The following is a 13,271-nucleotide window of genomic DNA, read 5'->3' as shown; positions in this document are numbered from 1 at the left end:
GACCGTACCCGGGCACACCGGGGCCCACCGGGACGGCATGGACGACATGGACGAGGAACGGCGCGGGCGAGGCAGAGCACGGCATGGCAACGGCACAGTCCCCCATCGTGGCCGCGGTGGCGGTCGGCGGCGGCATCGGCGCGGCGGCGCGTTACGCGGCCGGACTGGCCTGGCCGACCCCGCAGGACGGCTTCCCCTGGACCACCTTCGCGATCAACACCGTCGGCTGCGCCGCGATCGGCGTGCTGCTGGTTCTGATCACCGAGGCCCGCCCCGCCCATCCGCTGGTCCGCCCCTTCCTCGGCACCGGCGTCCTCGGCGGGTTCACCACCTTCTCCAGCTACGCCGTGGAGATCCGGGGGCTCCTCGAGCACGGCCGCGCCCCGACCGCGGCGGCCTACCTCCTGGCCACGCTGGTGACGGCGCTCACCGCGGTCTGGCTGGCGGCGACGGCGACCCGACGACTCACGGTGGACCGGTGGCGCTACCGGCACCCCGCGGTGGAGGAGGTGCCGGAGCGTGAGGTCGTGCGGTAGGGCGCTGCGGCTGACGGTCTACCTCGGCGAGCGCGACACCTGGCACCACCGGCCGCGCTACGCCGAGATCGTGCGCCGCGCCCACCGGGCCGGGCTCGCCGGGGCCAGCGTGTTCCGCGGCGTCGAGGGCTTCGGCGCCGCGTCCGTGATCCACACCGGCCGGCTGCTGTCGCTCAGCGAGGACCTCCCGGTGGCGGTCGTGATCGTGGACGCCGCGGAGCGCGTGCGGGCCTTCCTTCCGCAGCTGGACGAGCTCGTGGACGAGGGACTCGTCACCCTCGACGAGGTCGAGGTGCTGGAGCCCGGCGACGAGGTCGAGACCCCGGGGGCCGGCCGGTGAACTGGCTCCTGGTCGTGGCGGGCGGCATGGTCGGTGCCCCGCTGCGCTATCTGGCCGACCGCGCGGTGAACCGCCGCCACGACTCGCTCTTCCCCTGGGGCACCTTCGTCGTCAACGTGGTGGGCTGTCTGATCCTGGGCGCGCTCACCGGCGCGGTGGCCGCGGGCGCCGTCGGCTCCCGCACCCAGCTGCTGCTCGGCACCGGCCTGTGCGGCGCGCTGACGACCTACTCCACCTTCTCCTACGAGACGCTGCGCCTGGCCGAGAGCGGCGCCCGGCTGCACGCCCTCGTCAACGTCGTGGCGAGCGTGGCGGCGGGCCTGGCCGCCGCCTTCGCGGGCGGGGCGCTGGCCCACACGGTCTGGGGCTGACGCCCCGGGCCCGACCGGCTACGGGCCGGGGCCCGCGCGGCGTGGGGCTGACGCCCCGGCTCCGACCCGCCAGGGGCCGGGGCCCCCGCGGTCTGGGGCTGACACCCCCGGCCCGACCGGCCAGGGGCCGGGCCAGCCCGACCGGCCAGAGGCCGGGGCCAGCGCCGGGTAGGGCTGACACCCCCGATCCGACCGACTACAGGCCGGGACCCGCGCCGCGTAGGGCTGACACGCCGGGTCCGACCGGCCAGGAGCCGGCGCCCGCGCGGTGGGGGGGGCGCACACCCCCGGCCCGACCGGCCAGGAGCCGGCGCCCGCGCGGGGTGACGTGCGGCCCGGGGTCCGCGCGGCATGTTCGGCGCGGGCGCGCCCGCGGGTCGGTTAGGAACCCGGCTCCGACGTCTTCGGCCCTGGGGACTCCCCGGCCTCCGAGTCCCCGACGGCCGACTCCCCGGCGTCGGACTCCGCCAGATGCTCCATCAGCACCCGTCGCAGCTCCCGTGCGGCGCGCGGCGGGGCGACGTCCTTGCGGTGGGCGACCGCGATGGTGCGGCGCATGCCCTCCTGCGCCGCGAAGGGGGTGACCCGCAGCCCCGAGCGGGCGGCCACCATGCCGGGCACCACGGCCAGCCCGAGCCCTGCGCGGACGAAGCCGAGGACGGCGTCCATCTCGCCGCCCTCCACCGTGAAGTCCGGCACGAAGCCCGCGCCGTGGCAGGCGGCGGTGGTGAACTCCCGCAGGTCGTAGCCGCGCCGGAACATCACCAGCGGTCGGTCCCGCAGGTCGGCCACCCGGATCCGGCGGCCGGACACCGGCGCCGGGTCGGAGGGCGCGGAGACCACCACCAGGTCCTCGTGCAGCACTTCGGTGGTCGCCAGCGGCGGCGCGCCGGCCGCCAGCGGTGTGATGATCAGCGCCAGGTCCAGTTCGCCCGCCGCCAGGGTGCGCACCAGGTCCTGTGAGCCCCCCTCGTCGATGAGGAGCTCGATCCCCGGGTAGCGGGCGTGGAAGGCGCGCAGCACATCGGGGACGAGGCTGGCGCACAGGCTCGGCGGCGCCCCGAGCCGCACCCGTCCCCGGCGCAGTTGGGCGACCTCCTGCACCTCGCGGCGGGCGGTCTCGGTGTCGGCCAGGATCTGTCGGGCGAGCGGCAGCAGCGCCTCCCCGGCGTCCGTCAGCGCGATGTTGCCCCGGACCCGGTGGAACAGCTCGGCCCCCAGCTCCCGCTCCAGCACCCGGATCTGCTGGGACAGCGAGGGTTGCGCGACGTGCAGCCGCTCGGCCGCGCGGGTGAAGTGCCGGGTGTCCGCGACGGCCGTGAAGTAGCGGAGCTGATGCAGTTGCACGCCGGCATCATATTGACTTCCTCCCCTCCCTGAAGGGAGGGGATTCCTGGCTCAGGCTGCCTCCGGGAGCAGCGCTCCCCGAGGTCTTGTGCCCTCGACGCCAGCCGGGATGAGACCAGCCCGGGCGAGCATCACGCGTGCGGAGTTCTTATCCCTGGGGGAGTCGGCTCCGCACGTGGTGCAGGTGTAGGTACGTTTCGACAGAGGAAGTGCGTGCTTGGTTCTCGCTCCGCACGATGCGCAGTCCATGGTGGTGTGCGCGGGATGCACGAGGCGGATGTCCCGCCCGTGCTTGCGGCCCATCTCGATCAGGGCCTGCTTGGTGGCGCCGATGGCGGCGTCTGCCGCCTTGCGGGCCATGGTGGTCTTCGCGAGGAACGTGGGCCGGAAGTCCTCCACTGCGATGGCGTCGTGGTCACGGACGACCTTCTTCGCCCACTTGCGGGCGGTGTCCTCGCGCTGTCGCGCCACCTTCTTGTACAGCTTGGCTGCCTGCGCCTGCGCCTTGCGGTAGCCCTTGGATGCCGCCTGCCCCCTGGCGGGGCGACGCCGGGCCATCATCCGCTGATAGCGCGCGAGGCGCTGCGCCGCGCGCTTGCCGTGCTGGGCATGGCGGAGGTCGTGGTCGTCGGATGTGGTGGTGGCGGTTTCCTTGACGCCCCAGTCCACGCCGAGGACGGCGCCCGTCGCTGCGAGTGGCTGCACCTGGGTGGCGACGACGAACGACGCGTACCAGTGCCCGACACTGTCCCGGTACACGCGCACGCTCGACGGCGCGGCGGGCAGTTCGCGGGACCACACCACGGTCAGGGCGATGTTCCCGGCGAGGTGCAGGCGTCCGTCCTTCAGCCGGAACCCTCGGGTGGTGTAGTTCAGCGTCGGGTCCGCTTCGCGCTTCTTCTTGTGACGCGGCATGCCCGCGCGCCGCTTCACCGGCAGACGCTTCCCAATGTCCTTCAGCGCCTTGGAACGGGACTTGGCGAAGTCCCGGATCGTCTGCTGTTGCGGGACGCTCGCCCCGTCGCGGAGCCACGGCGTCCTCGCGCGGGCCTCGGTCAGCATCTTGTCGAGCTGTGCAGGACCGCAGGCCAGCTTGGAGTCCGGATGCGCACGGTTGTGGGCGTGCACGGCGCCGGACTTGGCGACGCATTCGTTCCACACCCACCGACACCGGCCCCACTCGGCGAGCAACGCCGTGCGAGCGGTCGACGACACACGGACCCGGTAGGTGTACCGGGCATGCCCAGCGCCCTCCGATAACCGTGGTGTCGTCATACCACCATTCTACTACTACAGTTGGGTTCATGGATCACGAGGTACGCATCACTCTTCGACTGCCCGCAGACCTCCACACGTGGCTGACCTCCGAGGCGAGGGTCGCCCGCAGGTCACTCAACTCCGAGATCCTTCACCGGCTTGAGGTCGGGCGCGGCAACACTCCAGCGGACGACTAATCACCCTGACGGCGATTCGGGCGGATCTGCTCGGCCAGCCCCCGGAAGCCGTGCAGCTCGGACGGGCGCCCCCGGGCCTGACGCGGGGTCATCGCGGCGGCGCTGCGCGCGGCCATCAGCGGCTGCGGGTCGAAGGGGGCCACCGGGTCCGCGCGCAGCCGGCGGGCGTAGTCCGCCACCCCGGCGAGGGCGTCCGCCAGCGCGTCGCGCTGCGCGCCCCACGGCCGCACCGGGAAGAGCACGATGAGCGCCGCCTGCACCACGCCGCCGAGGGCGATCAGCGCCGTGTGCTCCAGGGCTCCGGGCACCGAGGTCGGCAGCGTGACGGTCACCAGCATCACGGCCACCATCTGGGTGGCGACCAGCCCGGACACCGGGCCGACCGCCCAGGCCATCCCGGTCAGCAGGGTCCAGGCGACCAGCATGACCACGAAGGTGGCGGTGTGCGCGGCCGCGAGGTAGCCCAGGAAGGTGCCGACCGCGAGCCCCGCCCCGGCCCCCAGCGCCAGCGCCGGCCGCGGGCGCCAGCTGCGCTGGAAGGTCGCCAGCCCCGAGGAGAACGCCCCGAACGCGGAGGAGGCGGCCAGCGACGGCGAGCCCAGCCACAGGGTGAGCCCGACGATCAGGGCCACCCCGACGGCGCCGCGCACCGCCACCAGCGGTTCGAGGCTCGCCCGTTCGACGGTCAGCCCGGATCGAGCCGTCTCCTTGAGCGCTCGTGACCAGGTCATACTGCAGAGCGTACGACCTTGATCGCGGGATCAGCCGGGGACGCCGACGGCGGAGAGCTCACCCGAGCGGTCGACCGGGCGGGCGGCCGGAGGGACCGCCGGGCGAGCGGGCGCCGCGGGGTCGTCGTCGGCCGCGACGGCGCCGGGGCCGTCCTGGGCCGTGGCCGCGTCGACGTCTCCGCGCACCGCGTCGAGGTACTCGGAGATGGCGTCCCGGTTGCGGACCAGGCAGGCGATGTGTCGGGTCATCCGGTCGCGCTCGTGCTCCAGCGTGGCGAGCATCTCCGGTGTCGCGTCGGGGAAGTGGATGGCCCTGGGCTTGTCCAGGCAGGGCAGGATCTGCTTGATGATCCGGGTCGGCAGCCCGGCGTCCAGCAGCCCCCTGATCTGGAGCACCCGGTCCACCAGCCGCTCGTCGTAGGAGCGGTAGCCGTTGGCGCAGCGATCGGGGATGATCAGCCCCTGCTCCTCGTAGTAGCGCAGCAGCCGGCGGGGGGTGCCGGTGCGCTCCGACAGCTCTCCGATACGCATGTGATCGCCCTCACAGCCCGTCAGGTTGACCTTCACATCAGTGTGATGGTTTGAGCATACGGGCATGCGAACTCACACCGCGCCCCGCGCAGTTGTCCCCGACCGTCCCGCCCCCGCTCCCGGGCTGCCCATGGCGGCCCTGCTGGCGCTGGCCACGGCCGTCTTCCTCACCAGCCTCACCGAGACCCTGCCCGCCGGGCTGCTGCCCGCGATGAGCGAGGACCTCGGGGTCGGCGAGTCCGCGACCGGGCAGACCATCACCGTCTACGCCGTCGGGACGGCGCTCACGGCGATCCCGCTGACCGCGGCCACCGCGGGCTGGCGGCGCAAGCGGCTGCTGCTGGCGGCCATGGCCGGGTTCGCCGTCGCCAACACGGTCACGGCGGTCTCGGTGAGCTACCCCCTCACCATGGCTGCCCGGTTCCTCGCCGGCGTGGCCGCGGGTCTGGCCTGGGCGCTGCTGGCCGGGTACGCGCGCCGTCTGGCCCCCGCCCACCTCCAGGGCAGGGCGATCGCCATCGCGATGGCCGGCATCCCGGTCGCCCTGTCGCTGGGCGTGCCGGCCGGCACCTTCCTGGGCAAGGCCCTCAGCTGGCAGGCCGCCTTCTGGCTGATGACCGCCCTCACCCTCGCCCTGCTCGGCTGGATCGCCGCGACCGTCCCGGACCACCCCGGTCAGCGGCCGGCGGCCCGCGCCTCCATGCTGCGGGCGCTGCGCGTGCCCGGGGTGACCCCGGTCCTCTTCGTCACCCTGGTCTTCGTCCTCGCCCACACCATCCTCTACGCCTACGTCGCCACCTTCCTCGACCACGTCGGCATGGCCGGCTCCACCGACCTGGTGCTGCTGGTCTTCGGCGGTGCCTCGCTGGCCGGCATCGGGATCACCGGGGCCCACATCCACCGCCGGCTGCGGGCCCTCACCCTCGGCAGCGCCCTCCTGGTCGCCGGCGCCGCCGCCCTGCTGGCGGTCCCGGCCGACAGTCCGGCCCTGGTCTATCTCGCGGTCGCCCTCTGGGGCCTCGGCTGGGGCGGCGTCCCGACCCTGCTGCAGACCGCCGCGGGCGACGCGGCCGGCGACTCCGCGGACGCCGCGCAGGCCATGCTCGTCACCCTCTGGAACGCGGCCATGGCCGGCGGCGGCGTGGCCGGCGGACTGCTCCTGGACCGCTTCGGCGCCGTCTCCTTCCCCTGGAGTCTGCTGGCCCTGCTGGTCCCGGTGCTGTTCGTGGTCGGCACCGCCCGCACCCACGGCTTCCCGGCCCGGCGGCCGACCACGACCGGATGAGACACCCCGCGGGCACCGACCCGAAGCACGCGACCGGTGGGCGGAGCCGCGACGGCCCCGCCCACCGGTCGTCGGCGGATCAGTGGTTCCTGGGGAAGCCCAGGTTGATGCCGCCGTCGCTGGGGTCGGGCCAGCGGGTGGTGATGACCTTCCCGCGGGTGTAGAAGTGCACGCCGTCGTTGCCGTAGATGTGGTGGTCGCCGAAGAGCGACTCCTTCCAGCCGCCGAAGGAGTGGTAGCCCACCGGCACCGGGATCGGCACGTTGACGCCGACCATGCCGGCCTCGACGTCCAGCTGGAAGCGGCGGGCCGCGCCACCGTCCCGGGTGAAGACGGCGGTGCCGTTGCCCCACCTCGAGCTGTTGATCAGCTCGATGGCCTCCTCGTATGTCTCGGCGCGGACCACGCACAGCACCGGGCCGAAGATCTCGTCCTGGTAGGCGTCGGCGGTCACCGGCACCTTGTCCAGCAGCGAGACGCCGATGAAGAAGCCGTCCTCATGCCCCTCCACGCTGTAGCCGGTGCCGTCCACCACGACCTCGGCGCCCTGCGCGGCCGCGCCGTGCACATACGAGGCGACCTTGTCCCGGTGCTCACGGGTGATCAGCGGGCCCATCTCGGAGGACGGATCGGTGCCGGGGCCGATGCGCAGCCCAGCGGCCCGCTCGGCGATCTTCTTCACCAGCTCGTCGCCGGTGTCGCCGACGGCGACCACGACCGAGACCGCCATGCAGCGCTCGCCCGCCGAGCCGTAGGCCGCGTTGATCGCGTTGTCCGCGGCGAAGTCCAGGTCGGCGTCGGGCAGGACCAGCATGTGGTTCTTGGCGCCGCCCAGCGCCTGCACCCGCTTGCCGTGCTCCACGGCCTTGGACTGGATGTAGCGGGCGATCGGGGTGGAGCCGACGAAGCTGACCGCGGCGATGTCCGGGTGCTCCAGCAGGCGGTCCACCGCGACCTTGTCGCCCTGGACGATGTTGAGCACGCCGGCCGGCAGGCCCGCCTCGGCGGCCAGCTCGGCCAGCCGGTAGGAGGCCGAGGGGTCCTTCTCGCTGGGCTTGAGCACGAAGGTGTTGCCGCAGGCGATGGCGACCGGGAACATCCACAGCGGCACCATGGCCGGGAAGTTGAACGGCGTGATGCCCGCGACGACGCCGAGCGGCTGGCGGATCGAGGAGACGTCCACCCCGGTGGAGACCTCGGTGGACAGCTCGCCCTTGAGCTTGTGGGCGATGCCGCAGGCCAGCTCGACGATCTCCAGGCCGCGCGCCACCTCGCCCAGCGCGTCGGAGTGCACCTTGCCGTGCTCGGCGGTGATCAGCGAGGCGATCTCGTCGCGGTGCGCGTCGAGCAGCTCGCGGTACTTGTAGAGGATGGCGGTGCGCTTGGCCAGGGAGACCTGGCCCCAGCTCCGGAACGCCTCCTTGGCGTCGGCGACGGCAGCGTCCACCTCGTCCACGGAGGCCAGCGCCACCCGGGTGGGCTGGGTACCGGTCGCCGGGTCGTAGACCGGACCGAAGTTGCCGGACGCGCCCTCGACGGGCTTGCCACCGATCCAGTGGTTGACGGTCTTCATCTCAGTGGAACCTTTCCTTCGAAGGAGTCAGAGATAGCGACGGCGGGCGGCTGCTTGGCGGTCGTACTCCTCGCGCGCCTTGACGGCGGCCGGGCGGGTCGCGGCCTCGGCGACCGGAACATCCCACCACGCCTGGGCGCCGGGCGCGCCCGGCACTGTGTCGGTCGTTTCGGTCTCCACATAGACACATGTGGGACGGTCGGAGGCCCGGGCGGTGGCCAGTGCCGCGCGCAGCTCGCCCACGGTGGCGGCACGGATCACGTCCATGCCCAGGGAGGCGGCGTTGGCGGCCAGGTCGACCGGGAGCGGGTCCCCGGTGTAGGTGCCGTCGGCCGCCCGGTAGCGGTAGGCGGTGCCGAAGCGCTCGCCGCCGGTCTGCTCGGAGAGGCCACCGATGGAGGCGTAGCCGTGGTTCTGGACCAGGACGACGTTGATGTTCACGCCCTCCTGGACCGCGGTGACCAGCTCGGTCGGCATCATCAGATAGGTGCCGTCGCCGACCAGCGCCCACACCGGCCGCTCCGGCGCGGCCAGCTTCACGCCGATGGCGGCGGGGATCTCGTAGCCCATGCAGGAGTAGCCGTACTCCAGGTGGTACTGGCGCGGCGAGCGGGCCCGCCACAGCTTGTGCAGGTCGCCGGGGAGCGAGCCGGCTGCGTTGATCACCACGTCGCTGTCGTCGACGAGGGCGTCCAGCGCGCCCAGCACCTGGGTCTGCGAGGGCCGGGCGGAGTCGTCCGCGGCGGCGTAGGCGGCGTCCACCCGCCGCTCCCAGTCGGCCTTGCCGGCGCCGTACTCGGCCTCGTACTCCGCCGCCACCCGGTGTCCGGCCAGCGCGGCGGTCAGCGCTTCGAGGCCGGCGCGGGCGTCGGCGACCAGCGGGAGGGCGCTCAGCTTGTGCGCGTCGAAGGCGGCGATGTTGAGGTTGACGAAGCGCACCCCGGGGTCGGCGAAGAGGGTGTTGGAGGCGGTGGTGAAGTCGCTGTAGCGGGTGCCGACGCCGATGACCAGGTCGGCGGTGCGGGCCAGTTCGTCGGCGACCGCGGTGCCGGTGTGGCCGATGCCGCCGATGTCCGCGGGGTGGTCGTGGCGCAGCGAGCCCTTGCCGGCCTGGGTGGAGGCGACCGGGATGCCGGTGGCGTCGACCAGCGCGCGAAGCGCCTCCTCGGCCTCGCTGTGGTGGATTCCGCCGCCGGCGACGATCAGCGGTCGGCGGGCGGCGCGGACGGCCGCGGCGGCCCGCTGCGACTCGACCGCGTCCGGGGCCGGGCGGCGCACCCGCCAGACCCGGTCGGCGAAGAACTCCTCGGGCCAGTCGTACGCCTCGGCCTGCACGTCCTGCGGCAGCGCGAGGGTGACGGCGCCGGTGTCCACCGGGTCGGCGAGGGTACGCATCGCCTGGAGCGCGGCGGGGATCAGCGCCTCGGGCCGGGTCACGCGGTCGAAGTAGCGGGAGACCGGGCGCAGGCAGTCGTTGACCGAGACGTCGCCCGCGGCGGGGACTTCGAGCTGCTGGAGCACCGGCTCGGCCGGGCGGGTGGCGAAGGTGTCGCCGGGCAGCAGCAGCACCGGCAGCCGGTTGATGGTGGCCAGCGCCGCTCCGGTGACCAGGTTGGTGGCGCCGGGGCCGATGGAGGTGGTGACGGCCTGGGCGGCGAGCCGGTTGTGCTGGCGGGCGTAGCCGACGGCGGCGTGCACCATGGACTGCTCGTTGCGGCCCTGGAGGTAGGGCATGGCGTCCGGGCCGGACTCCAGCAGCGCCTGGCCGAGGCCGGCCACGTTGCCGTGGCCGAAGATGCCCCAGCAGGCGTTGATCAGGCGGTGTCGTCGGCCGTCCCGCTCGGTGTACTGGTGGGACAGGAACGCGATCAGGGCCTGGGCGACCGTGAGCCGTCGGGTCGTCATCGGGCGTCTCCGGTGGATGCGGTGGGGGCGTCGTAGAGGGGCAGTCGGGGGTCGACGGGCTGGTCGGGCCAGCTGCCGCGGATCCAGGCGTGCTCGGGGTGGTCGCAGATCAGCCAGGAGCGCTCCGGGCCGGGGCCGGCCATGACGTTGAGGTAGTACATGTCGTGGCCGGGGGCGGCGATGGACGGGCCGTGCCAGCCGTCGGGGATGAGCACCGTGTCTCCGCTGCGCACCTCGGCCAGGACGTCGGTGCCGCGGCCGCGCCCGGAGGGCGAGACGCGCTGGTAGCCCAGGCCCTCGGTGCCGTGCGCCTCGGCGATCTCGAAGTAGTAGATCTCCTCCAGCTCGCTCTCCTCGCCCGGCCGGCACTCGTCGTGCTTGTGCGGCGGGTAGGAGGACCAGTTGCCGCCGGGGGTGAGCACCTCGACCGCGATGAGCCGGTCGCACTCGAAACCGCTCCTCGGGTCTCCGCCTCCGGCGGGGGCAGCCGCGGCGAAGTTGTTGACCTGTCGGGAGCAGCTCCCGGCGCCGCGCAGCTCCACGGGGACGCCCGAGGCCGGTCCGTACCGCGCCGGCAGCCGTCGCTCGCAGCGGGCGCCGGTGAGCGCGAACCGGCCGCCGGTGGCGGTGTCGATGCGCACCTCGGCGTCGCGCGGCGCGTAGGCGAAGTCGGTGACGCCGCTGAAGACGTCGGTGCGGCCGTGGAGTTCGAAGCGCTCCCCGGCGGCGCGGACGGTGCAGCCGCCGCGGAGCGGCAGCACGATCCACTCGCTGTCGCCGGTGGCGAAGGAGTGCTCGCCGCCCGGCGGCAGCTCCAGGACGCGCAGCGAGGAGTAGCCCCAGTCGGCCCGCGCGGGGTCGATGTCCACGGCGTACGGGCCCACGGCCGCCTTGCCGGCGGGGAGCCAGAACTCGGCACGGGAGGCGCCGGAGGGGGAGTTCGGGGTGGTCGAGATCATGGGGTGAGTCTTCCCTGGTCGAAGTGGGTCAACGGGCGGGCAATCGTCTGAGCGGCTCTGGTGAATCGGCTGCGGTTCGGCAGCGCCCCGAAGGGGCGCGGGGAACTGCGCGACCAGCCCCGACGAGCCCGCAGACGATCGACGGCCCATCACAGCCACCTAGAGGAGGCCGACTGCCGTGTCCACGGCCGCCTCGACGCCGCCCTCCGCCGGGTAGAGCAGCGAGCGCCCGACGACCAGCCCCTGGACGGTGGGCAGCCGCAGCGCCTTGCGCCATCGCTCGTACGCCTCCTCCTGGGCCGCGGCGGAGCCGCTGACGTCGCCGCCGAGGAGCACCGCGGGCAGGGTGGAGGTCTCCATGACGGCGGCCATCTCGTCGGCGTTGTCGGTGACCGGCACCTTCAGCCAGGTGTACGCGGAGGTGCCGGCCAGCCCGGAGGCGATGGCGATGGAGCGGGTGACGGCCTCGGCGCTCAGGTCGTTGGCGACCCTGCCGTCGATCCGCCGGGAGATGAACGGCTCGACGAAGACCGGCAGTCGGTGCTCGGCCATCTCGTCGATGGCGCGGGCGGTGGACTCCAGGGTGCTGAGTGAGCCCGGGTCCTGGTAGTCGATGCGCAGCAGCAGCTTGCCGGCGTCGAAGTTCAGGCGGGCGAGGTCGCGCGGGCGGTGGCCGGTGAAGCGGTCGTCGAGCTCGAAGGAGGCGCCGGCCAGCCCGCCGCGGTTCATCGAGCCCATCACCACCTTGCCCTCCAGGGCGCCCAGCAGCAGCAGGTCTTCGAGGATGTCCGCGGTGGCCAGCACTCCGTCGACGCCGGGCCGGGACAGCGCCAGGCACAGGCGCTCCAGCAGGTCGATCCGGTTGGCCATGGCCAGGCGCTGGCCGCCGACGGCCAGCGCGCCGCGCGCCGGATGGTCGGCTGCGACGATCATCAGCCGGCCGCTGGCCCCGACGAGGGGGCGCCGGGCGCGGCGGGCGGCCGCCTCGGCGATGGCCTCGGGGTGCTGGGTCCGCACCTTCACGAGGTCGGAGATGCTGATGCTCACGGGGCTCAAGGGAGGCTCCTCGCCTTCGCGATGGGACAGGGGTACGGGAGGGGGCGGGCCGAGCGCGGCGCGCCCCGCCCGGGCGGCCGGGCCGCCGCGGCGTCAGCCACCCGCCAGGAGGGCCTCGACCTCGGCCTCGGTGGGCATCGCGGAGGAGCAGGCGAGGCGGGAGGCGACGATGGCCCCGGCGGCGTTGGCGTGGCGCATGATCCGCTCCAGCTCCCAGCCGGCGAGCAGGCCATGGCAGAGCGAGCCGCCGAACGCGTCGCCGGCGCCGAGCCCGTTGACGACCTCGACGGGGACCGGGGGGACCTCGGCGACGGTGCCGTCGCGGTGCACCGCGAGCACGCCCTTGGGGCCCTGTTTGACGACGGCGAGCTCCACGCCCGCGTCCAGCAGCGCCTGGGCGCAGGCCCCGGGCTCCCGTACGCCGGTGGCGATCTCGCACTCGTCGAGGTTGCCGACGGCGACGGTGGCGTGCCGCAGCGCCCGGGCGTAGAGGGCGCGGGCCTGCTCAGGTCCGGTGTCCTCGGCCCAGAACATGGGCCGCCAGTCGAGGTCGAAGACGGTGGCGACCCCGGCCTTCGCCCGGGCCTCCAGTGCGGCCAGGGTGGCGGTGCGGCTGGGCTCCTCACAGAGCCCGGTGCCGGTCATCCAGAAGATGCGGGCGTCCCGGACCGCGTCGAGGTCCAGCTCGCCGGGGTGGATCTCCAGGTCGGGGGCCTTGGGCCGGCGGTAGAAGTAGAGCGGGAAGTCGTCGGGCGGGAAGATCTCGCAGAAGGTGACCGGGGTGGGGTACTCGGCGACCGGCGTCACCCAGCGGTCGTCCACGCCGAACTCGCGCAGCGCCTGGTGGACGTAGGTGCCGAAGGGGTCGGCCCCGGTGCGGCTGACGACCGCGGTGCGGCGACCGAGGCGGGCGGCGGCCACCGCCACATTGGTGGCCGAGCCGCCCAGGAACTTCCCGAACGTCTCGACCTGCGGCAGCGGAACGCCGGTCTGGAGCGGATAGATGTCCACTCCGATCCGGCCCATCGTGATCAGGTCAAACGGCTCACTCATGCGTGCCCCTTCGCGGGATCCCGGCACTTCCAGACTCAGGTCTAGAGGGACTCGCCACCCACTGTCAAGAATTTGTCCTTACATTCTGACGTCTAGACCCCGGACCCTTCTGGGCGCGTTATCGGGTCGT

The 13,271-nt window shown here is 73.5% G+C and carries 12 protein-coding genes and 2 pseudogenes; 5 read left to right on the top strand and 9 right to left on the bottom strand.

The window, feature by feature from the left end:
* The first annotated feature begins 83 nt into the window (after positions 1–83).
* From crcB (LRS74_RS22220) to crcB (LRS74_RS22210), 3 genes are read left to right on the top strand one after another with little or no spacing between them, the layout of a single operon-like run.
* Entirely contained in the window at positions 84–536 is a 453-nt protein-coding gene (gene crcB / locus LRS74_RS22220) for a fluoride efflux transporter CrcB (protein WP_277742651.1), read from the top strand.
* The gene (locus tag LRS74_RS22215; RefSeq protein ID WP_277742650.1) at positions 520–876 is read left to right on the top strand and encodes a DUF190 domain-containing protein; all 357 of its coding nucleotides are present in this window, start codon (positions 520–522) and stop codon (positions 874–876) included. The genes crcB (LRS74_RS22220) and LRS74_RS22215 overlap by 17 nt, the downstream gene beginning before the upstream one ends.
* Positions 873–1,247, top strand: coding sequence for a fluoride efflux transporter CrcB (gene crcB, locus LRS74_RS22210; protein ID WP_277742649.1), 375 nt, complete (start codon positions 873–875; stop codon positions 1,245–1,247). Before LRS74_RS22215 ends, crcB (LRS74_RS22210) begins: the two co-directional genes overlap by 4 nt.
* A gap of 381 nt (positions 1,248–1,628) precedes the next feature.
* On the opposite strand, the gene LRS74_RS22205 is transcribed toward crcB (LRS74_RS22210), so the two are convergent.
* Together LRS74_RS22205 and LRS74_RS22200 are read right to left on the bottom strand one after the other, a co-directional pair.
* Positions 1,629–2,594 (bottom strand): LysR substrate-binding domain-containing protein, encoded by a 966-nt coding sequence (locus tag LRS74_RS22205; RefSeq protein WP_277742648.1) that lies wholly within the window; start codon positions 2,592–2,594, stop codon positions 1,629–1,631.
* A 51-nt stretch (positions 2,595–2,645) separates the two neighbouring features.
* The gene (locus tag LRS74_RS22200) at positions 2,646–3,869 is read right to left on the bottom strand and encodes a transposase (protein ID WP_277742647.1); all 1,224 of its coding nucleotides are present in this window, start codon (positions 3,867–3,869) and stop codon (positions 2,646–2,648) included.
* A gap of 29 nt (positions 3,870–3,898) precedes the next feature.
* Here LRS74_RS22200 and LRS74_RS22195 point away from each other — a divergent pair, with 29 nt between their 5' ends.
* On the top strand, positions 3,899–4,048 hold the full coding sequence (locus tag LRS74_RS22195) for an Arc family DNA-binding protein (RefSeq protein WP_277742646.1): 150 nt from the start codon (positions 3,899–3,901) through the stop codon (positions 4,046–4,048).
* A 17-nt stretch (positions 4,049–4,065) separates the two neighbouring features.
* Here the strand turns inward: LRS74_RS22195 and LRS74_RS22190 are convergent.
* Both LRS74_RS22190 and LRS74_RS22185 read right to left on the bottom strand, forming a co-directional pair.
* Positions 4,066–4,779: pseudogene (locus LRS74_RS22190) on the bottom strand (FUSC family membrane protein); the annotation flags it as partial.
* Between the two features lie 180 nt (positions 4,780–4,959).
* Positions 4,960–5,310, bottom strand: a pseudogene (locus LRS74_RS22185) (MerR family transcriptional regulator); the annotation flags it as partial.
* Positions 5,311–5,374: 64 nt separating this feature from the next.
* Between LRS74_RS22185 and LRS74_RS22180 the strand changes: the two are divergent.
* The gene (locus tag LRS74_RS22180; protein WP_277742645.1) at positions 5,375–6,595 is read left to right on the top strand and encodes an MFS transporter; all 1,221 of its coding nucleotides are present in this window, start codon (positions 5,375–5,377) and stop codon (positions 6,593–6,595) included.
* Positions 6,596–6,674: 79 nt separating this feature from the next.
* Here the strand turns inward: LRS74_RS22180 and LRS74_RS22175 are convergent, their stop codons facing one another.
* From LRS74_RS22175 to iolC, 5 genes are all read right to left on the bottom strand, one after another.
* Positions 6,675–8,168, bottom strand: a complete 1,494-nt coding sequence (locus LRS74_RS22175) for a CoA-acylating methylmalonate-semialdehyde dehydrogenase (protein ID WP_277742644.1) — start codon at positions 8,166–8,168, stop codon at positions 6,675–6,677.
* A gap of 27 nt (positions 8,169–8,195) precedes the next feature.
* Positions 8,196–10,073: a 3D-(3,5/4)-trihydroxycyclohexane-1,2-dione acylhydrolase (decyclizing) gene (gene iolD / locus LRS74_RS22170; protein ID WP_277742643.1), complete on the bottom strand. Its 1,878-nt coding sequence runs from the start codon at positions 10,071–10,073 to the stop codon at positions 8,196–8,198.
* Positions 10,070–11,032: a 5-deoxy-glucuronate isomerase gene (gene iolB, locus LRS74_RS22165; RefSeq protein WP_277742642.1), complete on the bottom strand. Its 963-nt coding sequence runs from the start codon at positions 11,030–11,032 to the stop codon at positions 10,070–10,072. Before iolB ends, iolD begins: the two co-directional genes overlap by 4 nt.
* Positions 11,033–11,191: 159 nt before the next feature.
* Entirely contained in the window at positions 11,192–12,079 is an 888-nt protein-coding gene (locus LRS74_RS22160) for a deoxyribose-phosphate aldolase (RefSeq protein ID WP_144383768.1), read from the bottom strand.
* A 102-nt stretch (positions 12,080–12,181) separates the two neighbouring features.
* A complete protein-coding gene (iolC, locus tag LRS74_RS22155; protein ID WP_277742641.1) occupies positions 12,182–13,141 on the bottom strand; it encodes a 5-dehydro-2-deoxygluconokinase in 960 nt (319 codons plus the stop codon).
* Between the last annotated feature and the right edge of the window lie 130 nt (positions 13,142–13,271).

This window comes from Streptomyces sp. LX-29 (assembly GCF_029541745.1).
Taxonomy (GTDB): domain Bacteria; phylum Actinomycetota; class Actinomycetes; order Streptomycetales; family Streptomycetaceae; genus Streptomyces.
The sequence above is the reverse complement of the archived record's forward strand: the minus strand, read 5'-3'. Positions and strand labels throughout refer to the sequence as shown.